This window comes from Aliarcobacter butzleri, from assembly GCF_900187115.1.
Classification (GTDB): Bacteria; Campylobacterota; Campylobacteria; order Campylobacterales; family Arcobacteraceae; genus Aliarcobacter; species Aliarcobacter butzleri.
In genome coordinates, this window is sequence record NZ_LT906455.1 from 1,000,178 (window position 1) to 1,020,500 (window position 20,323).

Consider the following 20,323-nt stretch of genomic DNA (forward strand, 5'->3'; position numbering starts at 1 on the left):
TATTTAATTATTTAAATGATTGTGCAAGATTTCCAATTATGAGTTGCCATCCATCTACGACTATAAAGAAAATTATTTTAATAGGCAAGGATATCATAACAGGTGGTAACATCATCATACCTAAACTCATTAAAATTGAAGCAACGATAATATCAATAACTAAAAATGGTAAAAAGATTAAAAAACCTATTTCAAAAGCAGTTCTTAATTCACTAACAATAAAAGCTGGCATAAGTAAAGTAAGAGGAACAGCTTCTATATTTTTAGGATTTGGCTCTTTTTTTATTCTATAAAATAGTGCTAAATCAGCTTCTCTTGTATTTTTAATCATAAATTCTTTGAAAGGTGCAACACCTTTATCAAAAGCTACTTCATAACCAATTTTTTCATCCATATATGGAACTATTGCATCATCCCAAGCTTTTTTTGCATAAGGTTCCATGATAAAAATAGTTAAAATAAGAGATAAAGAGATTATTATTTGAGAAGGTGGAGTTTGTTGTAATCCCATAGCTTGTCTTAAAAGTGAAAATACAATAATAAGTCTTGTAAAAGAAGTAACCATCAGTAAAAGTGTTGGTGCTAAAACTAATAGTGCTAAAATAATTGCGATATTTATTGTTCTTACGAATTGTACTGGTTGTTCTATTGCAGCAACCGATAGATTTATCATTGGTGCATCTGCTGCATTTGCAAAAATAGAAAAAAGTAGTACAGTAAAAATAATTCTCAAAAAAAATCCTATAAAAAACTGAATTGAAAGTTGATAATATCTAAAAAATCTTTAAAAATAGGACTATATAGTGATTTATAGTTCATCTTGAGTTATATATCCCAATTCATAAAGTTTATCAAAAATTTTACTTGCAACTCCTCCTGTGGCACTTCCTCCACCACCTCCGTGTTCTTGTACAACTGTAACTACATATTTAGGATTTTTAAATGGTCCATAAGTTGTAATCCATGCGTGAGATCTTTGAAAATATTCAAGTTCACTCTCTTTCATCCTAACTTTTTCAGATTGCGGAATAGAAACAACTTGTGCAGTTCCAGTTTTTGAAGCAATAGGAACTTTTGATGTTATATATCTTCTTGCTGTTCCTCTATCTCCATAAGAAACATCATACATACCTTTTCTCATTAAATCAATATGCTTTTCTGGTATATCTAACTCTTTTGGTTCTTCATAATTTGCTTTATAAAGGTGTGGTTTAGGAAGTTTCCCTGTTGCTATAAAAGCTGTATATCTTGCAATTTGAAGTGGAGTTGTAAGCATATTTCCTTGCCCAATAGATGTGATTACTGTTTCTCCAACATACCAAGGTTTATTAAATTTTTTCTCTTTCCACTCTTTATTTGGATTAACTCCCATAAATTCATTTATTTGGTCAATTCCTGTTAATTGTCCAAATCCTAATTTATCAAGAGTGTGTGAGATTTTATTAATTCCTAGTTTTAAACTTCCTTTATAAAAAAAGTCATCACAACTTTCTGCAATCGCACTTCTAAAGTTGATATTTCCATGTCCTGTTGTTTTCCAACATCTAAAATTTCTATTTCCAATAGGAAGAGAACCACTACAATTTACTGTAAAATTTTCTGGAATACCGTTTTCCAAAAAAGAGAGTGCTACTCCCATTTTTATAACAGAACCAGGAGGATAAAGACCATTGATAATTTTGTTTGTAAATGGATGGTTGAAATCATTTCTCATTTGATTCCACTCATTTTGTGAAATTCCTCTTGCAAAAATATTACTATCATATTCAGGAAAAGAAGCTGCTGCTATGATTTCACCATTTCTAGCATCCATAACGACAATAGAACCACTTTTCCCATCAAATAACTCTTGTAAATACCTTTGAAGTTTTATATCTATTGAAATTTCTATATTATTATTTGTTGATGCATCTTTTTCTTCAAGAACTTCTATCTCTTGATTTAAAGCATTTACTTTTACATCTTTGTATCCTAACTCTCCTTGAAGTTTTGAGTTATAAAATTTTTCTAAACCATTTTTCCCAACAATACCACTGTGAACAGCTATTTCATTATTTAGAATTTCTAATTTAGAAGCTCTACCTACATATCCTATAATATGTGCTGCTGTTTCATTATATGGATAAAATCTTTTTGATGATGGTTCTATTTTTAAATCTTCATTGGAAGCTAAAATAGTGTATTTTGGAAAAAATTCTTCATAAGGAATAAAATCAATTATTTCTATAAATTCGTGATTATAAGCTGAGTCATTTCTTTTATACTCTTTTAAAAGTTTATTTTTATCATATTGAGGAAAATGTTTTACGATAACATCAACTATACTTTCTAATTTTTCTTGATATTTTAAACTTCTTAAATGAGGTTTGATAGAAATAGAAAAACCAATTTTATTTAAAGCTAATGGTTCACCATTTCTATCTTCTATAATTCCACGAACTGGAACTTTGTACATTCTTTTTATATAGTTATTTTTTGATAATTCATCATAATATGTATTTGATTTTATACTTAAAAAATATACTCTTGAAAGTAGAGTAAAAGCAATAGCTAAAATGATTATATAAACAATATTTAGTCTTATATTCAAAGAAATACTCCAAAAAATAATAAATCAATAAATAGATTTATAATAAGTGTAAAAATTATTCTTTCATCAAGTCCAAAAGATAAAAACCACATTATTGTTAATCCAAGATAGAAAAATATTACATAAACAAAACTACTTAATGAATTAGATTCGTATCTTGGAATAATAAAAATATATATAAAAAATGATAAAAGAGATAAAGAAAAAGGTTTTAAACCACTGTTTATTTCTATAAATAAAAAAGCAACAATAACTAAAAAAAATAAATAATAATATCTTTTTTTTAAAGTTCTATAAAAAGCAGTAAATATTATGCCTCCAAACAAAACAAGTAAAAAATGTACTGAAGCAATAAGATTTGAAATTACAGCTAAAATTAATATTGTTAATAAAAAAATTGGATTATCTAAACTATTTTTTATCATCTCTTTGCCTAAATATTAAATAAATCTTTTGGATCTATATGAGCTGAGTCTTTAGTAACTTGAAAACTTAAAGAATCATTTACTCTTCCAACAACTGAACCTTTTTGTACCCATTTACCTACAACTAAAGTTGGAGCAATTTCATCTAAATGCGCGTAAATTGTATGTAATCCACCTTCATGTTGTATAATTACAACATTATCAAGCATTCCAGCATTTTTCTTAGCATAAACTACTTTACCATTTAATACAGAAACTACTTTTGATTCTGAGTCTGTTGCTTTTAATACAATAGATTCGTTAAACAATTTTATTTTATAAATTGGATCGTAATATGTACCAAAGTTTTTTACAACTTTGAAAGATTTTAGTGGAGTAATAGTTTTTGCGCCTTTATATTTTATAATTTGGACACCGTCTGTTGAAGAACCAATTTTTTTTACATCCAAGTTTAAATCTTTTGCAAATTTTTGATTTCTTACATCAGTAGTTTGCATTTGGCTATAGTCGTCATCATCACCAGTAGCAGATGCTTGTTGAGTCTTTTTTGTTTCAGTTGCTTTTTTTATTTCTGCTTCTTTTAAGATATTTAACTCTCCAAGAAGTTTATTTAATTCTGTTTGTTTTTTTACAACTTTATTTAACTCTTCTTGATAAGCTTTATGTTGACCTTCTATATCAACTAAAGATTTTGCATGTTTTTCTTTTAATGATGTTAATTTAGTTTTAGTTTTTTGTCTATCATTGATATATGAAGATATTTTTTCAATATCTTTTTGATTATTTTTTGCATTTTCTGAAACAATATTATAGTTATCATTTAACTTTATAACTTTCTCTTTTGCATGTTCTGATAATAAAGTAAAAATTTCACTATCAATTAATTCTTGTAAAGAGTCCTCAGAAGCTAGTTTTAAAGCCATAGAAATAGAAAATTCTTCAACAATAGTATTTATAATTTCTGTTTCATTACTATTTTTTTCTTTTAATAATTCACTCGATTTTGTTTTTAAATCTTCTAATTTACTTCTTGAATCTTCAAGTAATTTTTGATGCTCATCAATATCAGCATTTATATCTTTTATTTCTTGTTCTAAATCTGTAATATTTTTATTTTGTTCTTCTATTTTATCCGCTAATTCTTTGATTTTTAGAGTTGCTGTCTCTTTTTCTTTCTCTTTCGTATCTAAAATTTTTTGATTTTGTTGAATTTTTTTATCAACATTTGAAGCAGCAAATAAAAAATTTATTACCAAAAATAGAGCAAAATATATTTTAATCATTACTTATCTTATATTTTAGTAATACACCAAAAATTGTAAAAATTGAGATAAAAAATGATAATAAAAATAGCTTTATTAGTTCTACTACTAAATTTATTTTTACATCAACAATCTCTTGTAGTTCTAATGGAAATAAAACATCTAAATTGTTTGAAATAAATACTAGAAAAATTCCTGCAATTAAAAAAGACAAAAAAGAACTTAGAAGTGCGTAATTTAGTATAGATGATGCACTATATAAAATTGAAGCACCATGTAGCCTTAAAATAGATATTTTAACACGATATTCATGGAACCAAAGTTTTATTTGTTTTGCTATGATGATGATAGCAAACAAAGTTATTATGAAAAATAGTATAAAAGAGACACTATTTAAAATAAGAAGCAATAGATAAATTTGGTTGTGATTTTTATAAAAAACTTCCACTTTTTTTATATCTTTATTTGCTAATAAAGTATTTTTAATCACTTCTAATTCTGTACTTGTAGGAAAAATTTCTAAATATATTTGATAAAAATTTGGAAGTTTTTGCTTCAATAATTCTACAGAATTATTTGATAAATTTGATTTTATATTTTCAATAATTTTATCATTTGGTAATGTTTGAATTTTTTCTACTTTTATTCCAGCAAGTTCACTAATATTTTTTATTGGATTTGTAGCAACAATGATAATAGAATAATCTCTTGAAATTTTACTTTTATAATTTTCTACTATGTTACTTATTAATAAATATATAGTAAATGTTATTAACATAGAAAGTAGGGGAAGTAAAAATGCAAAGATATTTTTAAGAGACTTCATAAATAATCCCATCTTCAATAGATAATTGTCTAAATTTAATCCCTAGATTTTTAGGAACTCTATGTGTTACAACAACCACAGTAATTCCAAGTTGTTCATTTGCACCTTTTAATAAATTCCAAACAACTTCAGCAGAAAAATCATCTAAATTTCCAGTTGGTTCATCTGCAATTATAATTTTTGGATTATGAGCAAGTGCCCTTGCAACTGCAACTCTTTGTTGCTCACCACCACTTAATTGATTTGGATAAAAACCTTTTCTATGGCTTAATCTTACATGTTTTAGTAAATTATCTGCTTGAACTAATGAAACTTCATGAGAGTAACCATTTATTTTAAGTGGTATCATAATGTTTTCTTCAATTGTGTATTCATTTATAAGTTTATAATCTTGAAAAATAATACCAATATCTTTTCTAAGAAGTCTTAATTTTTTCCCTTTTATTCCAAAAACTTCTTGATTTTCGATTTTCAAGCTACCATGTTTTAATGGAATATCACCATAAAATGATTTTAATAAAGTAGATTTACCACTTCCAGAATTTCCACCAATAAATATAAATTCTTTTGGTTTTATAGTGAAATTACCTTTTTTGATAATATATCTATTATCATCATAAGTAAGGTAAATATTTCTAGCTTCAATCATATACTTAAAATCTCTATTAATTTTTTATGTGCATCTATATTTGCACTTGTTGGAAGAGGATTTCCTTGATAATAAGAAATTTTTTTGTTTTCAATAAGTATATATTTTGTCACTGGTCTATCGAAATTTCCCATTGTAATTTTTATTAATCCTGAATTGTCTTTCTCTAAGATAGTATAAATTTCTTCTATATGAACGAAGAAATTTTTTTCAATCATTGATTTTTTAGGAATTGAATTTATAATTTTATTAAAATTTGCCTCAAAATCAAATGAAAAATCGTAATTTAAATTGATATTTTCATCTTCATTCCATGCTTCTAAAACTACATCATAGATATTTTTACCTTGTTTTTTCCATCTATCTTCATATTTACTTGAAACTGCTAAATCTTTATTTATATCTATTGTAATTCTTCCTTTTGGAAGATTTGTTAAAACTTCTGTACAAAAATCAAAATATTTTCTACTATCAGTTCTAAGTTCTAATGTCCCGCCAATTTTTAAAACTCTTAAAGCTTCATTTACGAACTCATTTGAATAGATTCTTCTATGTGGTTTTTTATCCCAAGGAACAGGAAAATGTACAAAAATTCTTCCAACTTTATTTGATTCAATAAACTCCATAAAAAGTCGTGCATCATAATTTACTACTAATACATTTGTGATATTTTGAATTTCTAATTGTTTTAAAAGCTGTTCAATTGATGGATAGTGAATCTCAAGCCCAATAAATTGGATATTTGGATTTGATTTTGCTTGATGTAAAAGATGTCTTCCACTCCCAAAACCAATCTCTATTTGAATCTCTTTGTCTGTTTTAAAATCATCAACAAAGTAGTTTATGTCTTTTAGATATTCGTTTTTTAGCTCTTTTTTTACTTGTAGATTATTTGTATTTGAAAATAATATTTTAGAATGATTTAGTTCTACATAATAATTCAAAGCTTTTTTTATTAAACTAACTGGAGATAATCTTGTAACTTTATCTGACTTTATCATCAAATCATCATCTTTTGGTTTTATTGATAATAAAAAATCTTTATCTTGGTCTTTTACTGCAATTTTATATTCATCTTTTCTTGGTGTTGAAGTGAAATTATATGATTTAGCAATAAATTCAAAAGAAACTCCATCTTTTATTGATGGAGTTTTAAGTAACTCATTTTTTTCAAAAACTATATGGGGCATCTATTTTTTACTTTCTCGATAGTGTTTTTTCGTCTGAATTTTCTGAAACTAGCCCAAATTCATCAACAGCTTGAACAGAATATTTATAGTCAACGCCACTTACTATATCGCTATCATTAAAGCTTGTACCTGAAATATTATTGAATATAACTGTTTTATATTGGAAAAAATTTTGTTTTATTTTTTTTACTACATTATATGAAACTGCTCTATTATCACCTGCTTGCCAACTTAAGTTTACACTTCCTTGAATTTGAGCAGATGTTATAGTTGGTCTTATAGGTTTTGGTAAGCTCATTCCTTTAGTTGCTGTTATATTGTCTGCACTTTCTAAATTATCTTTATCAACTGCAATTATTCTGTAATAATAAGTTCTTCCATCATCATCAACAGAATCAGTATATTCTGTAGTTGTTGAATTTACATTTGTAACTTTACTAAAACCAAAAGAACTATAACTACTTCTATAAATATCATAACCTATAATATCTTGGTTTTGTGAAGGAGACCAAGTTAAAAATATTTTTTTAGGAATATTGTTTGATGCTTTAACATTTGTTGGCGATTTTGGAGCAGGTTTTGTTTTTGCACTTAATGTTTTTGTAGGTGCTGATTCTACATCTTCAAAAGTAAAAGCTTTGATTCTATACTGATAAGTTGTATTATTCTCTAAACCAGTATCAAGATATTCAGCAGACAATCTTTGATTTACAGTTGCTAAATGAATCCACTCATTTAATGTTGTATTATATTTTTCAACTCTGTAATATTGAATTCTTTGGTCTGGGTGTGGTTGCCAAAGTAATTTTATTTTTTTAGGTAAGTTTGAAATAGCTTGTGCACCATTAACAGGAACTATTCTAGGTAAAGTTTCAGCTACATAAGCGTCAGTTGTAACAGATTCACTTCCATCATTTAATCTTGAAGAGATTTGATAAGCGTATTTTGTTTTTGGTTCTAACTCTTTATCAACATAGTGAGTTGTATATCTACTTTCAATAGCTCTAATAAGTTTTAAAGTTTTTTCTCCACTTTGTAAATCTGTTCTATAAAAGTTATAACCTACAACTCTTGGATCATCTACTCTTTGCCATTCAAAACCAATAGACGTTATATCTGAAATAGATTTTATAGAACTATAATTTACAGTTGGAACCGTATTGTTTATTTTTGGTGTTGATGGTGATGTAATACTATCAAAAACATCACTACAAGCACTAAATAGTAAAACTAAAGCTATTAATAATATGTTTTTCATCAATTTTATCATTTATATTCTCCTTTTGGAAATTGGTATTTAGGAAATTTTTCATATCTTCTGGTAGATTTGCTTTGAAACACATCTGCTTATTTGTAACTGGATGAGTTAAATACAGATAATAAGCATGTAAAAGAAATCTATTTATTTTATTTAATTCGCCCTTAAATCCATATAAATTATCACCAAGTATATGCCTATTTATCGAACTTAAATGAACTCTTATTTGATGAGTTCTACCTGTATAAAGTTTACAGGCTATTAATTCAAATTTTTCATTATCACTTAAAGCAATTTTAGAAAAAGCTGATTTTGCATATCTTCCATTCTCTTCAATTGACATTTTAAGTCTGTTATTTGGATTTCTGCGTATTGGTTTTTCAATAATCACATTTTCTTTTAATGCAAGGTCAAGAATGGCAAGATAGTATCTTCCCATTGATTTGTCTTCAAGTTGTTTTGATAAGTTAAGGTGGGCTTCATTTGTTTTTGCAATAACCATTACACCACTTGTTCCTTTGTCAAGTCTATGAACTATTCCATGTCTTTCTTCTCCACTTATTGTAGAAAGTGAGATATTTTTCAATTTCAACCAATCAACTAGAGTTGCATCTTTAACACTTGGTGCATCGTGAACTGTTAAGTTGTAAGGTTTATTTAAAACCAAAATATAGTCATCTTCATAAATAATTTCTACTTCTTTATCTTCTAAAGAATTTTTTAAAAACTCTTCATCTTTTCGTTTATTTAATTGAGTTTCAGGAAAAAAAACTTCAACATTTTGATTTTCTTTTAATTTAAGGCCAGTTTTATTTGTAATTTTTCCATCAACTTTGACGAATTCTTTTTTTATTAGTTGCTCTATTTGGTTTCTTGAAGCATCTATATTTTGTGCTAAAAATTTATCTAATCTATTTGTCTCTAAAACAATAAAGTTTTTATTCATATTTTGATACTCTTTCGTTATGCGATTATTTGATAAAAGAATTATTTTACATTTTGACTATTTGTTAATAATATTTGTTTTACCTTTGATATTTTTATCATACCATTTAATTAGTGAAACAAACGAACTATTAGCATATAAACAACTATTTTATTATACAATTTCTATATTTGCATTCATCATAGTATTTATGCTACCAATTAGAAAAAAATTATATTTTATACCAACTTTATATTGGTTAGGAATTATTTTACTTATTTTAGTTGAATTTATTGGTATTGCAAAATTAGGTGCAAAAAGATGGATTCATATTCCTTTACTTGACACAACAATTCAACCCTCAGAGTTAATAAAACCTGTTTATATTCTAATGTTAGGATATTTAATAAGTAGAAGACCTCCACCTTTAAGTGGATACAATTTAAAAGATTTTGCCTATTTTTCATTTTATATTTTATTGCCATTTGTACTAATTGCAAAAGAGCCAGATTTAGGAACAGCAATGGTAATGTTGTTTGTAGGTTATGGTATTTTGTTTTTAGTAGGGGTTAATTGGAAAATTTGGTTCACAATTTTTATTGTAATAGGGGTCTCTTCTCCTTTTATGTATACATATTTAATTAAAGATTATCAAAAAAAGAGAATTCATGATTTTATAGTTGCAGAAAAACCAAGTTATCACGTTCAGCAATCCATAATAGCTATTGGTTCAGGTGGATTAACAGGAAAACAAAGTGATGAAGCAACTCAAACACAATTAAGATTTTTACCTATTGCAACAAGTGACTTTATTTTTGCATATTTAGTTGAAAGATATGGTTTTTTAGGAGCAATTGGATTAATTGTTTTATATGTATTAATTATTTTACATTTACTTACAGTAAATTATTTTTTCAAAGATGACTACGTCATAAAGGTTTTTGCCTCAGGGTTAGGATTACTCATATTTTTCAATATGAGTGTTAATGTTTTGATGGTTATAGGTTTTGCCCCAGTTGTTGGAATTCCTTTACCTTTATTTTCTTATGGTGGAAGTTCTTTTGTTAATTTTATTGTCACATTCGCTATTTTAGAGAATTTGATAGCATTTAGATATATGGATATGTATAATTATGAAAGAAAATTATAAAAAATAGAGTTCTTACTCTATTTTTAGTATGCTCTATAAAATACTCTAAATCTAATTTTTATTGGTTCCGTTGGTTTAGGATAATCTTTGTATGCAATTTCAATCAATTCAATAGAATGTTTATCTAAAACAGAATATCCTGATGAGTTAATAATCCTTAAATCACTAATATCTCCATTTGGATAAAAGATAAATTCTACAGTATTGATTCCACCAATTTTTTGTTTTGCTGCAAGTTCTGGATAACCCATTCTATCAAGAACTCTTTGTGTTATAACTTGAAAATTATTTAGATTTTTTTCTAAATAAGCTTTTTGAACTTTTGTAAAATTTTTATACTCTTCTCCATAAAGTTTTTCAAGTTCATTTAAAATATTTTTATTTATAGGTTCTTTTTGAGATAAAAAATTTTCTAAAGTTTTTTCTTGTAAAGCATTTGTCTCTTTTAAAATATTTTTTTGCATCTCTTTTGCTTGTTTTATATCTGCACTTTTTTTTGTATTTTGAGAAATTTTATTTTCAGATTCGTTTTTTGGAACTTTTATCTGTTTTTCAATAATCTTTTCGCTAACTTTTGGTTCAGGTTTTGGCTCGATTTTTTTTTCTTGTGAAATAATTTCTTGTTGAATTTTTACAAATTTTACATCAGACTTTTTTTCAACTATTTTTTCATTTTGTTCTTGTTTATTCTCTTGTTTTGTTTCATTTAAACTTTTATTATAACTTATCAATAGTAATAAATGGAGTATTACAGAGATTATAAATGCGAAGATAATATTTTTCATAGCGGGATTATAGTACAATTGAGCTAATAATTAATTAATTAGGAATATAAATGTTTGGAAAATCAATAGAAGCCTATACTAAGGCTTGTGAAGTAATTCCTGGTGGGGTTGATTCGCCTGTTCGTGCATTTAAAAGTGTAGGAGGAACACCGCCATTTATAAAAAAAGGAAAAGGTGCATATTTATATGATGTTGATGGAAATAAATATGTAGATTTTGTACAAAGTTGGGGACCACTAATTTTTGGACATTGTGATAAAGATATAGAAAAAGTTGTAATTAAAACTGCAAAAAAAGGTTTATCTTTTGGTGCTCCAACAAAACTTGAAACAAAATTAGCTTCAGAAATTGTTGAAATGTACGATAATATTGATAAAGTTAGATTTGTTAGTTCTGGAACAGAAGCAACAATGAGTGCTATTAGATTGGCACGTGGTGTTACAGGGAAAAATGATATTGTTAAATTTGAAGGTTGTTATCATGGACATTCTGATTCATTATTAGTTCAAGCTGGCTCTGGATTGGCAACTTTTGGAAGTCCTAGTAGTCCTGGAGTTCCTTCTGATTTGACAAAACATACTTTACTTTGTGAATATAACAATATAAAAAATTTAGAAAAATGCTTTGCTGATTCAAGTGACATTGCTTGTATCATTATTGAACCAATTGCAGGAAATATGGGATTAGTTCCTGCAAGTGAAGAGTTTTTAAAAGCTTGTAGAGAACTTTGTGATAAACATGGTGCTTTATTGATTTTTGATGAAGTTATGAGTGGATTTAGAGCTAGTTTAACAGGAGCTAGTGGAATTGTAAAAACAAAAGCAGATATTATTACTTTTGGAAAAGTAATAGGAGCTGGAATGCCTGTTGGTGCTTTTGCTGCATCAAAAGAGATTATGAGTAATTTATCACCTGAAGGAAAAATATATCAAGCTGGAACTTTAAGTGGAAATCCTGTTGCTATGGCTGCAGGTTTAAAAAGCTTAAGAAAATTAAAAGCAAATCCTGATATTTACGATGAATTAAATAAAAAAGCCTTACGATTAGTAAATGGTTTGAAAAAAATTGCTAATAAATATGAAATCCCATTTCAAGTTGATACAAGAGGAAGTATGTTTGGTTTCTTCTTTTGTGAAAAAGAACCAAAAAATTTCAAAGATGTTGGACTTTGTGATTTTAAAAGATTTGCAACATTTCATCACGAGATGTTAAAAAAAGGTTTCTATTTTGCTTGTTCTCAATATGAAACAGGTTTTATTTGTACAAAAATTACAAATAAAGATATTGATGCTTGTTTAAAAGCAGCAAATGAAGTTATGAAAAATTTATAAAAAAAGGAAAAAAATGGAAAGTTTTAAAAATGTTGAATTGGTAAAAAAGGCAAATATTTATTTTGATGGGAAAGTTACAAGTAGAACTTTTATTGAATCAAATGGTGAGAAAAAAACTTTAGGTATTATGATGATTGGTGAATATACTTTTGGTACAAATGAAGCTGAGCTTATGGAAATTATTGCTGGAGAAGTTGAAGTTAAACTAAAAGATACAAATGAGTGGAAAATATACGGTGCTAATACATCTTTTAGTGTTCCAGCAAACTCAAGTTTTGATATAAAAGTTAAAACAATAACTGATTATTGTTGTTCTTACATTAAATAGTTGGTATTTTATGCAAAATGAAGAAAAATATGAAAAACCTAAACATCAAGATAAGATTGTCGCTTTAGATAATTTATCTTTAGGTATTTCTATTGTTGCAGCGATATTAATTGGTTTTGGTATTGGTTATGGATTAAAACATCTAACAGGTTATACTTGGACTTTATGGCTTGGAATTATTTGGGGAATATTAGCAGCTGGATTAAATATCTATAAAGCTTATAAAAGAGCTCAAAAAGAGTTTGAAGGCTTAGAAAATGATCCAAGATATGCTCATAGAGCAAAATATGGAGATAAATCTTTTGATGACGAAGATTAATCCCGAGATTATTAAATTTGCAAAGGTTTTTATTTTTTTAGACCTTTGCATTTTTATTTATGCTTTAGTTTTTCAAAATAAATTATGGCTTTTAAATACTCAAATAGCTTTTATTTCATCTTTACTTATAACAATTGCTTCTTTTATCTCTTATAAAAAGAATATTCAAAATAGATTGTCAAACTTTGATTATTCAAAAATATCAAAAGGTGAAGATAGAGATAAAATTGATGAAATAGATGATCCTTACGATTTATATACTGAATATGAAGAAATTCCCGAAAATGAATTAACAGCTGAAAAAATCAAAGAAATAATAAATGATGAGAAATCAAAAGTTAAAAGAAATTCTATAAAAAATACAATCTTTTCTGCAAGTGGATTTTTGTCTATTTATAGGATTTTTGGATATATTATACTGATTTTTGGTTTTTTTGTTTTAAATAACAATAAAATCTTTATGCCAATAGCTTTTATTATAGGTTTAGGAATAGTTCCATTTGGAGTTTTAATTTCAAAGTTAATTAAAAAATAACTTTGAAATTATAAAACTAAAGGTAAATCAATAACTACTTGATTTCTATCACAAGTTATTATAAAAGAGTTACTATCTTTTATATTTATTTTAGAAAAATTACTATTTTTATCATAAGAAGAGATGTTTACACTTATCAAAGAGTATTTCTTTTCATCTATTTTTATATGTTCTCCAACTTTTAACAAAATAGAACAAGATACATTTTTTGTTTCATTACTAAATGCTTCAAAAACTTGATTTAATGTTTTTATAAAAGAGTTTGCGTCAAGTTTAAATTCAGGAATTGAAGGGTCATATTTTTTTGTAAAATTAATATTTGATTTGATTTTGCTTGTTGAAATAGCTAAATCAACTAAAGTGAAAATATTAGTAGTATTAATATTTTTTATATTCAGGTTAGTCTCTTTTTTTACCATTGCACTTTTATAAAGTTTTACATGGATTTCTTCATCATTTTCATACATAACTGTAATAGCATAAAAAGTATAATTTTGCATTGTTAAATCAATATATGAAGTTAATGCTCCAAAAGTTTTTGGAGCATAAGTAAGTGCTAAATCGAAAATCTCTTTAGGTTTTATTCTATTTAATAAAAATTGTGCTTCTGAATTAGAATACAATATTTTAGCGTTAGATGAAAAAGATAAAATAGGATTTAAATCCATTTCTACCCAGTTTTCAAAAAAATTCATATTTAACTTTCTACGTAATTTTTAAGATTTTTACCAACTTTTGGATGTTTTAGTTTTTTTATAGCACTAGATTCAATTTGTCTAACTCTTTCTCTTGTTACGTTTAGTTCTTTACCAATTTCTTCTAATGTTCTATCACTTGCATCTTCCATAAGACCAAATCTCATTCTAATAACTGCTTGTTCTCTTTCATTTAATTGACTTAAAATTTGGTCAATTTGTCCTTGTAAATCTTCTTTCATGATATTATCAATTGGTGTTGGAGCTTTTTCATCAGGAACAAAATCTCCAAATTTACCATCTTCATCACTTCCAATAGGAGCTTCAAGTGAAACAGGTTCTTTTGTGATTTTAATAACTTGTTTTACTTTATCAACTGGTAATCCAACTTCTTTTGCGATTTCTTCAATATCAGGCTCTTTACCATTTTCTTGAACACCTTTTCTGATGATTTTATTAATTCTATTAATAGTTTCAATCATGTGAATTGGAATTCTAATAGTTCTTGCTTGATCTGCAATTGCTCTACTTATAGCTTGTCTAATCCACCAAGTTGCATAAGTTGAGAATTTATAACCTTTTTTATATTCAAACTTATCAACAGCTTTCATTAGTCCAATATTACCTTCTTGAATCAAGTCAAGGAATGGTAAACCTCTATTTGTATATCTTTTTGCAATAGAAACAACAAGTCTTAAATTTGATTTTGCCATTCTTGTTTTTGAAGTATCCGTAATTTGTTTACCTCTTTTTATTTGTTCAAGAACTGCTTTTAACTCTTCAGGAGTTAAATCAAAACCATCTTTAGAAGCTTCTGCTGTTTGAAATAATTTTTTTATTTCCATATATGTAGAAACCATCGTAGCTTCAGGAACCATTGCAGTTATTTGTGCTTTAGATAAATTTACAATATTATCTAAAATCTTTTGGTGGTTTTTTTGTAAAGTTTCATTAAATAGTGGTAATTTATACTCTAATCTTTTTAATTCACTATCAAAACCAGTATCTGATTTAAGCGCTGTTTCCATAGCTTTTACAATTTCTGTAATAAGTTTAGATGTTGGACCTAAATCAAGTAAAGCTTCTTTTAAAAGTCTTTTTTTGAAAGCAGTTGCAAGATTAAAAGTCATTAAATCAGATTCTTCATCAGATTTTGAAGTCTCTTTTGCTTGAAATTTCAACCACTCTTTTTTTGCTTTTTCAAGATTTTTAAATGCTTCGATGATTGTTTGAGCTCTTTTATCTAGTTTTTTTTGTTTTTTACCAGAAACTTTTTCTTCATCATCTTCGAAACTTTCTTCTTCAGAATCTTCTTCCTCTAAATCTTCACTATCAAAATCATCTTCTTCCTCTTCTGTATCATCATCAAAGTTTTTGAATAATTCTTTTACTTTTCTTTCTCTATTAACTAAAGGTTCTCTATATTCTAAAATGAAATCAATTAGATATGGTACATAACAAATAGCATCAAGAATAATATCTTCACCAGTCTCGATTTTTTTTGATATTTCAACTTCTTCTTCTTTTGTTAAAAGTGGGATTTGTCCCATTTCTCTTAAATACATTCTAACAGGAGAATCAGATCTTGACCATTCAAGTAGCTCTTTATTTTTTAATAAGTCAAAAACATCATCTTCATTTTCAATAAGTTTTTCTCTTAACTCTTTTTTCTTTTTAGCTTCTTCATCATTCATTCTTTTTGCTTGTTCTTGCGAACTAATAACTGTTACGTTATATAATTGAATTAGTGCTAAAAGTTTTTTAATAGTTGGACCAGATGGTGCTTTTGGAAAAATTTTAATAATTTTTTCATAAGTTAAAACTGAGTCTTTATACTCTTTTACAAGAAGTTCAATAGTTTTATTTATATCTTTCACGCTCATTTTGCTAGGAAATCTCCTTTTTTATGATAAGAGAGGATTATACCCAAATTAATTGAATATCTGATTAAGAATAATTTATTTAAAGAAAAATTACTAAAAAATTAGTTAGAATGTCTCATTTTTAATTAATAAAAAAATTAGTTTATTAAATATCAAGGATAAAAAGTATGAATACTATTACAGGGAAAGTTTGGAATTTTGGGGCAAATATTGATACTGATGTTATAATTGCAGCTCGTTATTTAAATAGTTCAGATCCTGAACATTTAGCAAAATATGTTATGGAAGATGCGGATCCAGAGTTTCCAAAAAAACTAAAAAAAGGTGATATTATTGTTGCTGGTGAGAATTTTGGATGTGGTTCAAGTAGAGAACATGCTCCAATTGCACTAAAAGCTGCTGGAATTGCTGCAGTTGTTGCACCTTCTTTTGCAAGAATTTTCTATAGAAATGCTTTTAATATGGGATTACCAATATTTGAATTACCAGAGTCTTTAGAGATAAAAGAGGGTGAAGAGATATCTATTAATTTAGATAAAGGTGAAATTACAAATAATACAACTAAAAAAACTTATAAATTTATTCCAATTCCACCATTTATGCAAGAATTAATTGCAACTGGTGGATTAATAAATTATGCAAAAGCAGAAATGAAAAAGGCAATATAAATGAAAAATTATAATATTTCGATAATAAAAGGTGATGGAATAGGTCCAGAGATTGTTGATGAAGCAATAAAAGTATTAGATGCTGCTTCTAAAAAATGTGGATTTAAATTAGATTATAAAGAATACTTAATGGGTGGTATCGCTATTGATACAACTGGTGTTCCTCTTCCTCAAGAAACAATAGATGGTGTTTTAGCTAGTGATGCTTGTTTATTTGGCGCAATTGGTGGAGAAAAATGGGATACATTACCAAGAGAGTTAAGACCTGAAACTGGATTATTAAAATTCAGAGAAGAGATGGGTGTTTATGCAAACTTAAGACCTGCAATTATTTATGATGAATTAGTTAATGCCTCTACTTTAAAACCTGAAGTAATTAAAGGTGTTGATATTATGATTGTAAGAGAATTAATTGGTGGTATTTACTTTGGAAAACCAAGAGAAAATGATGGATTTAAAGCATTTAATACAATGGTTTATACAAAACCAGAAATAATTAGAATTGGTAAAACAGCATTTGAACTTGCAATGAAAAGAGACAAAAGAGTTTGTTCAGTTGATAAAGCAAATGTTTTAGAAGTTTCTCAACTTTGGAGAGATACTATGAATGAATTATCAAAAGATTATCCAGAAGTAACTTTAAGTCATATGTATGTAGATAATGCTGCAATGCAATTAGTAAGAAATCCAAAACAATTTGATGTTATTGTAACTGGAAATATTTTTGGAGATATTTTAAGTGATACAGCTTCAATGGTTGTTGGTTCTATTGGATTATTACCGTCAGCTTCGACAGGTGATAAAACAGCAATTTATGAACCAATTCATGGAAGTGCTCCTGATATTGCTGGACAAGGAATAGCAAATCCGTTAGCAACAATAGTAAGTGCAGCTATGATGTTAAGATACTCTTTAAATGAAATTAAAGCAGCTGATATAATAGAAGATGCAATAAAAGCGGTATTAAAAGATGGTTATAGAACTAAAGATTTAGCAGCATATGATGCAAAAGAGGTGTTAAATACATCTTCAATGGGTGATATTATTGTTAAATACATAAATGCATGATTTAATTTACTAGGATTAAATATGAGTGGTAAAAAATATAGATTAGTTACAAGAAGTGATATGGATGGCTTAGTTTGTGGTACTTTGCTTAAGTATCTAGATATCATTGATGAAATTACTTTTGTGCATCCAAAAGATATGCAAGATGGAAAAATTGAAATAACACAAAATGATATAACAACAAACCTTCCTTATGTAGAAGGTGTATATTTAGCTTTTGATCACCATTTTTCTGAAACACTAAGAAATGAGAAAAAAGAGAATCATATTATTAATCCTGATGCTCCAAGTGCAGCACAAGTTGTTTATGAATATTATAATGGAGATGAAGTTTTCCCTGGATATTTCACATCAATGATGATTGGTGCAAATAAAGCTGATAGTGCAGATTTTACAATAGAAGATATTTTAGAACCAAGAGCTTGGGCATTACTTAGTTTTTTAATGGATAGTAGAACTGGACTTGGGCGATTTAGAAATTTTAGAATTTCGAATTATCAATTAATGATGGATTTAATTAATTACTGTGCAAGACATAATATTGATGAAATTTTAGAATTACCAGATGTTAAAGAAAGAGTTGAATTATACTTCAAATATGAAAATGAGTTTAAAGAACAATTAAAAAGATGTACAAAAGTTATAAACAATCTTTTAATTGTAGATTATAGAGAAGAAGAGGTAATTTATCCAGGAAATAGATTTATGGTTTATGCTTTATTCCCTGAGCAAAATATATCTATTCATGTAGTTTGGGGTAGAGATAAACAAAATATCGTATTTAGTCCAGGAAAATCAATTATTAATAAAACTTCAAAAACAAATATTGGTGAATTAATGCTTAAATATGGTGGTGGCGGACACGTTGCTGCTGGTGGTTGTCAAATTGAGACACAAAAAGCACAAACTGTTTTAGAAGAATTAATAAAAAAAATAAATGAAGATGGATAAAAAAGAAGTTTTAAAACTTCTTTTTTAATATTTCATAAAATTCTTCAAAAGAAGGTAGCTTTAGATTTGCATCTCTTTGTTTTTTCCCCCACATTGGTTCTGGAAAAAATGAGTCTTCTTTAAATCTTGCCATAATATGAAAATGAACATGAGGAACATAGTTTCCAAATGAAGCTATGTTTATTTTATCTGGTTTAAAATATTCTAACATCTCTTTTTCAATTAAGTCCAAATATTTCCAAATTTCTTCTTTTGTTTTAGTATCACAAAAAGAAAACTCTTTTATTGGTTCATTAGTAAATATTTTTAGCCAAGGAATTTCGCTATTTTCAACTTCAATTTTGATTAATTTATTTTTAAAAAGTAACATTATTGACCTTTTTTATAAAATTTTATGAATAATACTACAATTGCTATTAAAACTAATATTCAACTAGCTTTAAGCATAAATTAAATATAATCCAAATTCCATTTTTCCAACCATTGAAGAAGTTTTTGTAAAATATTCGTATTTTATAAAGAGTTGGTAAAAGTTTTTTTTGACTTTTTCCTGTTGGAAATGGGAAAAAAACACAAATAAGAAGGATAAGACTTATGAAAGTAAGAGCTTCAGTAAAAAAAATGTGTGATAAATGCAAAGTTATCAAAAGAAGAGGTATCGTAAGAGTAATCTGCGAAAACAAAAAACATAAACAAAGACAAGGATAAGACACATGGCAAGAATCGCGGGTGTTGATTTACCAAATAAAAAAAGAATGGAATATGCATTAACGTATATTTATGGTATAGGTTTACATAATTCAAGATTAATTTTAAATGCAGTTGGAATTGATTTCAACAAAAGAGCCTTTGAATTAACAGAAGATGAAGCAGCAGCAATCAGAAAAGAGATCCAAGAAAACTATATGGTTGAAGGGGACTTAAGAAAAAAAGTTGCTATGGATATTAAATCTTTAATGGATTTAGGTTCATATAGAGGGTTAAGACATAGAAAAGGTTTACCTTGTAGAGGGCAAAAGACTAAAACTAATGCAAGAACAAGAAAAGGTAAAAAGAAAACTGTTGGTGCAGCAACTAAATAAGGGATTGTAAATGGCAAAAAGAAAAGTTACTAGAAAAAAAATTGTAAGAAAAAATATTGCTGATGGTATCGTACATATTGCTGCAAGTTTCAATAATACAATGGTTACAGTTACAGACAATGCAGGAAATGCAATTGCATGGTCAAGTGCTGGAAATTTAGGATTTAAAGGTTCTAAAAAATCAACTCCATTTGCTGCGCAAGCTGCTGTTGAAGATGCGATGAATAAAGCAATGGAACATGGTATTAAAAATGTTGGAATTAAAATTCAAGGACCAGGTTCAGGAAGAGATACAGCAGTTAAAGCAGTAGGTTCTATGGACGGAGTTAGAGTTACTTGGTTAAAAGATGTTACACCATTAGCACACAATGGTTGTAGACCTCCTAAAAGAAGAAGAGTGTAA

General features: G+C 27.0%; 24 protein-coding genes. 11 read left to right on the plus strand and 13 right to left on the minus strand.

What is annotated here, in order from left to right:
• Positions 1-7: 7 nt before the first annotated feature.
• The 9 genes from fliP to CKV87_RS05025 form a co-directional block, all read right to left on the minus strand.
• Positions 8-733 carry a flagellar type III secretion system pore protein FliP gene (fliP, locus tag CKV87_RS04985; RefSeq protein WP_012012711.1) on the minus strand — a complete coding sequence of 242 codons (726 nt, stop codon included), beginning with the start codon at positions 731-733 and terminating at the stop codon, positions 8-10.
• Between the two features lie 75 nt (positions 734-808).
• Positions 809-2,590, minus strand: a complete 1,782-nt coding sequence (gene mrdA, locus CKV87_RS04990) for a penicillin-binding protein 2 (RefSeq protein WP_012012712.1) — start codon at positions 2,588-2,590, stop codon at positions 809-811.
• Entirely contained in the window at positions 2,587-3,015 is a 429-nt protein-coding gene (locus tag CKV87_RS04995; RefSeq protein WP_012012713.1) for a hypothetical protein, read from the minus strand. Before CKV87_RS04995 ends, mrdA begins: the two co-directional genes overlap by 4 nt.
• Positions 3,016-3,023: 8 nt before the next feature.
• Entirely contained in the window at positions 3,024-4,298 is a 1,275-nt protein-coding gene (locus tag CKV87_RS05000; protein ID WP_012012714.1) for a murein hydrolase activator EnvC family protein, read from the minus strand.
• Positions 4,291-5,103, minus strand: coding sequence for a hypothetical protein (locus CKV87_RS05005; RefSeq protein ID WP_012012715.1), 813 nt, complete (start codon positions 5,101-5,103; stop codon positions 4,291-4,293). The genes CKV87_RS05000 and CKV87_RS05005 overlap by 8 nt, the downstream gene beginning before the upstream one ends.
• Complete coding sequence (locus CKV87_RS05010) at positions 5,090-5,752, minus strand: cell division ATP-binding protein FtsE (protein ID WP_004509187.1); 663 nt, start codon at positions 5,750-5,752, stop codon at positions 5,090-5,092. Before CKV87_RS05010 ends, CKV87_RS05005 begins: the two co-directional genes overlap by 14 nt.
• The gene (gene trmB / locus CKV87_RS05015) at positions 5,749-6,942 is read right to left on the minus strand and encodes a tRNA (guanosine(46)-N7)-methyltransferase TrmB (RefSeq protein ID WP_012012716.1); all 1,194 of its coding nucleotides are present in this window, start codon (positions 6,940-6,942) and stop codon (positions 5,749-5,751) included. Before trmB ends, CKV87_RS05010 begins: the two co-directional genes overlap by 4 nt.
• Positions 6,943-6,949: 7 nt before the next feature.
• Positions 6,950-8,212 (minus strand): fibronectin type III domain-containing protein, encoded by a 1,263-nt coding sequence (locus tag CKV87_RS05020; protein WP_012012717.1) that lies wholly within the window; start codon positions 8,210-8,212, stop codon positions 6,950-6,952.
• Positions 8,160-9,146 carry an RluA family pseudouridine synthase gene (locus CKV87_RS05025; RefSeq protein ID WP_012012718.1) on the minus strand — a complete coding sequence of 329 codons (987 nt, stop codon included), beginning with the start codon at positions 9,144-9,146 and terminating at the stop codon, positions 8,160-8,162. Before CKV87_RS05025 ends, CKV87_RS05020 begins: the two co-directional genes overlap by 53 nt.
• Positions 9,147-9,165: 19 nt before the next feature.
• Between CKV87_RS05025 and CKV87_RS05030 the strand changes: the two genes are divergently transcribed.
• Positions 9,166-10,275, plus strand: coding sequence for an FtsW/RodA/SpoVE family cell cycle protein (locus CKV87_RS05030; protein WP_012012719.1), 1,110 nt, complete (start codon positions 9,166-9,168; stop codon positions 10,273-10,275).
• A 23-nt stretch (positions 10,276-10,298) separates the two neighbouring features.
• On the opposite strand, the gene CKV87_RS05035 is transcribed toward CKV87_RS05030, so the two are convergent.
• On the minus strand, positions 10,299-11,006 hold the full coding sequence (locus CKV87_RS05035; protein ID WP_169712279.1) for an energy transducer TonB: 708 nt from the start codon (positions 11,004-11,006) through the stop codon (positions 10,299-10,301).
• Between the two features lie 104 nt (positions 11,007-11,110).
• On the opposite strand from CKV87_RS05035, the gene hemL reads away from it, so the two are divergent.
• The 4 genes from hemL to CKV87_RS05055 are packed head-to-tail and all read left to right on the plus strand — an operon-like array spanning position 11,111 to position 13,573.
• Complete coding sequence (hemL, locus tag CKV87_RS05040; RefSeq protein WP_012012721.1) at positions 11,111-12,391, plus strand: glutamate-1-semialdehyde 2,1-aminomutase; 1,281 nt, start codon at positions 11,111-11,113, stop codon at positions 12,389-12,391.
• Positions 12,392-12,404: 13 nt separating this feature from the next.
• Positions 12,405-12,719, plus strand: a complete 315-nt coding sequence (gene ppnP / locus CKV87_RS05045) for a pyrimidine/purine nucleoside phosphorylase (protein ID WP_012012722.1) — start codon at positions 12,405-12,407, stop codon at positions 12,717-12,719.
• 10 nt (positions 12,720-12,729) lie between these two features.
• Positions 12,730-13,038: an AtpZ/AtpI family protein gene (locus CKV87_RS05050; protein ID WP_004509197.1), complete on the plus strand. Its 309-nt coding sequence runs from the start codon at positions 12,730-12,732 to the stop codon at positions 13,036-13,038.
• Positions 13,025-13,573, plus strand: coding sequence for a hypothetical protein (locus CKV87_RS05055; protein ID WP_041644924.1), 549 nt, complete (start codon positions 13,025-13,027; stop codon positions 13,571-13,573). Before CKV87_RS05050 ends, CKV87_RS05055 begins: the two co-directional genes overlap by 14 nt.
• Positions 13,574-13,581: 8 nt before the next feature.
• Here the strand turns inward: CKV87_RS05055 and CKV87_RS05060 are convergent, their stop codons facing one another.
• Together CKV87_RS05060 and rpoD are read right to left on the minus strand one after the other, a co-directional pair.
• The gene (locus CKV87_RS05060) at positions 13,582-14,268 is read right to left on the minus strand and encodes a hypothetical protein (RefSeq protein ID WP_012012724.1); all 687 of its coding nucleotides are present in this window, start codon (positions 14,266-14,268) and stop codon (positions 13,582-13,584) included.
• A gap of 2 nt (positions 14,269-14,270) precedes the next feature.
• A complete protein-coding gene (rpoD, locus tag CKV87_RS05065) occupies positions 14,271-16,151 on the minus strand; it encodes an RNA polymerase sigma factor RpoD (RefSeq protein ID WP_012012725.1) in 1,881 nt (626 codons plus the stop codon).
• Positions 16,152-16,318: 167 nt separating this feature from the next.
• On the opposite strand from rpoD, the gene CKV87_RS05070 reads away from it, so the two are divergent.
• The 3 genes from CKV87_RS05070 to CKV87_RS05080 are packed head-to-tail and all read left to right on the plus strand — an operon-like array spanning position 16,319 to position 18,838.
• Complete coding sequence (locus CKV87_RS05070) at positions 16,319-16,819, plus strand: 3-isopropylmalate dehydratase small subunit (protein ID WP_004509201.1); 501 nt, start codon at positions 16,319-16,321, stop codon at positions 16,817-16,819.
• Entirely contained in the window at positions 16,820-17,887 is a 1,068-nt protein-coding gene (leuB, locus tag CKV87_RS05075) for a 3-isopropylmalate dehydrogenase (protein WP_012012726.1), read from the plus strand.
• A 21-nt stretch (positions 17,888-17,908) separates the two neighbouring features.
• The gene (locus CKV87_RS05080) at positions 17,909-18,838 is read left to right on the plus strand and encodes an exopolyphosphatase (protein ID WP_012012727.1); all 930 of its coding nucleotides are present in this window, start codon (positions 17,909-17,911) and stop codon (positions 18,836-18,838) included.
• Between the two features lie 10 nt (positions 18,839-18,848).
• On the opposite strand, the gene CKV87_RS05085 is transcribed toward CKV87_RS05080, so the two are convergent.
• A complete protein-coding gene (locus CKV87_RS05085) occupies positions 18,849-19,208 on the minus strand; it encodes an HIT family protein (RefSeq protein ID WP_012012728.1) in 360 nt (119 codons plus the stop codon).
• Between the two features lie 224 nt (positions 19,209-19,432).
• On the opposite strand from CKV87_RS05085, the gene rpmJ reads away from it, so the two are divergent.
• Genes rpmJ through rpsK form a run of 3 tightly spaced genes read left to right on the plus strand, consistent with a single transcriptional unit; the run spans position 19,433 to position 20,323 of the window.
• Positions 19,433-19,546 carry a 50S ribosomal protein L36 gene (gene rpmJ / locus CKV87_RS05090; RefSeq protein ID WP_004509205.1) on the plus strand — a complete coding sequence of 38 codons (114 nt, stop codon included), beginning with the start codon at positions 19,433-19,435 and terminating at the stop codon, positions 19,544-19,546.
• A gap of 5 nt (positions 19,547-19,551) precedes the next feature.
• Positions 19,552-19,920 carry a 30S ribosomal protein S13 gene (gene rpsM, locus CKV87_RS05095; protein WP_004509206.1) on the plus strand — a complete coding sequence of 123 codons (369 nt, stop codon included), beginning with the start codon at positions 19,552-19,554 and terminating at the stop codon, positions 19,918-19,920.
• Between the two features lie 10 nt (positions 19,921-19,930).
• Positions 19,931-20,323: a 30S ribosomal protein S11 gene (rpsK, locus tag CKV87_RS05100; protein WP_004509207.1), complete on the plus strand. Its 393-nt coding sequence runs from the start codon at positions 19,931-19,933 to the stop codon at positions 20,321-20,323.

What these genes read in the sequence shown, in the direction of transcription:
- rpoD (WP_012012725.1), bottom strand. Translation starts at nt 16,151, where the DNA reads ATGAGCGTGAAAGATATAAATAAAACTATTGAACTTCTTGTAAAAGAG.
- CKV87_RS05025 (WP_012012718.1), bottom strand. Translation starts at nt 9,146, where the DNA reads ATGAATAAAAACTTTATTGTTTTAGAGACAAATAGATTAGATAAATTT.
- CKV87_RS05005 (WP_012012715.1), bottom strand. Translation starts at nt 5,103, where the DNA reads ATGAAGTCTCTTAAAAATATCTTTGCATTTTTACTTCCCCTACTTTCT.
- CKV87_RS05030 (WP_012012719.1), top strand. Translation starts at nt 9,166, where the DNA reads ATGCGATTATTTGATAAAAGAATTATTTTACATTTTGACTATTTGTTA.
- ppnP (WP_012012722.1), top strand. Translation starts at nt 12,405, where the DNA reads ATGGAAAGTTTTAAAAATGTTGAATTGGTAAAAAAGGCAAATATTTAT.
- leuB (WP_012012726.1), top strand. Translation starts at nt 16,820, where the DNA reads ATGAAAAATTATAATATTTCGATAATAAAAGGTGATGGAATAGGTCCA.
- CKV87_RS05085 (WP_012012728.1), bottom strand. Translation starts at nt 19,208, where the DNA reads ATGTTACTTTTTAAAAATAAATTAATCAAAATTGAAGTTGAAAATAGC.
- rpmJ (WP_004509205.1), top strand. Translation starts at nt 19,433, where the DNA reads ATGAAAGTAAGAGCTTCAGTAAAAAAAATGTGTGATAAATGCAAAGTT.
- CKV87_RS05010 (WP_004509187.1), bottom strand. Translation starts at nt 5,752, where the DNA reads ATGATTGAAGCTAGAAATATTTACCTTACTTATGATGATAATAGATAT.
- CKV87_RS04995 (WP_012012713.1), bottom strand. Translation starts at nt 3,015, where the DNA reads ATGATAAAAAATAGTTTAGATAATCCAATTTTTTTATTAACAATATTA.
- rpsM (WP_004509206.1), top strand. Translation starts at nt 19,552, where the DNA reads ATGGCAAGAATCGCGGGTGTTGATTTACCAAATAAAAAAAGAATGGAA.
- CKV87_RS05080 (WP_012012727.1), top strand. Translation starts at nt 17,909, where the DNA reads ATGAGTGGTAAAAAATATAGATTAGTTACAAGAAGTGATATGGATGGC.
- CKV87_RS05000 (WP_012012714.1), bottom strand. Translation starts at nt 4,298, where the DNA reads ATGATTAAAATATATTTTGCTCTATTTTTGGTAATAAATTTTTTATTT.
- CKV87_RS05070 (WP_004509201.1), top strand. Translation starts at nt 16,319, where the DNA reads ATGAATACTATTACAGGGAAAGTTTGGAATTTTGGGGCAAATATTGAT.
- CKV87_RS05055 (WP_041644924.1), top strand. Translation starts at nt 13,025, where the DNA reads ATGACGAAGATTAATCCCGAGATTATTAAATTTGCAAAGGTTTTTATT.
- CKV87_RS05020 (WP_012012717.1), bottom strand. Translation starts at nt 8,212, where the DNA reads ATGATAAAATTGATGAAAAACATATTATTAATAGCTTTAGTTTTACTA.
- hemL (WP_012012721.1), top strand. Translation starts at nt 11,111, where the DNA reads ATGTTTGGAAAATCAATAGAAGCCTATACTAAGGCTTGTGAAGTAATT.
- trmB (WP_012012716.1), bottom strand. Translation starts at nt 6,942, where the DNA reads ATGCCCCATATAGTTTTTGAAAAAAATGAGTTACTTAAAACTCCATCA.
- rpsK (WP_004509207.1), top strand. Translation starts at nt 19,931, where the DNA reads ATGGCAAAAAGAAAAGTTACTAGAAAAAAAATTGTAAGAAAAAATATT.
- CKV87_RS05050 (WP_004509197.1), top strand. Translation starts at nt 12,730, where the DNA reads ATGCAAAATGAAGAAAAATATGAAAAACCTAAACATCAAGATAAGATT.
- CKV87_RS05060 (WP_012012724.1), bottom strand. Translation starts at nt 14,268, where the DNA reads ATGAATTTTTTTGAAAACTGGGTAGAAATGGATTTAAATCCTATTTTA.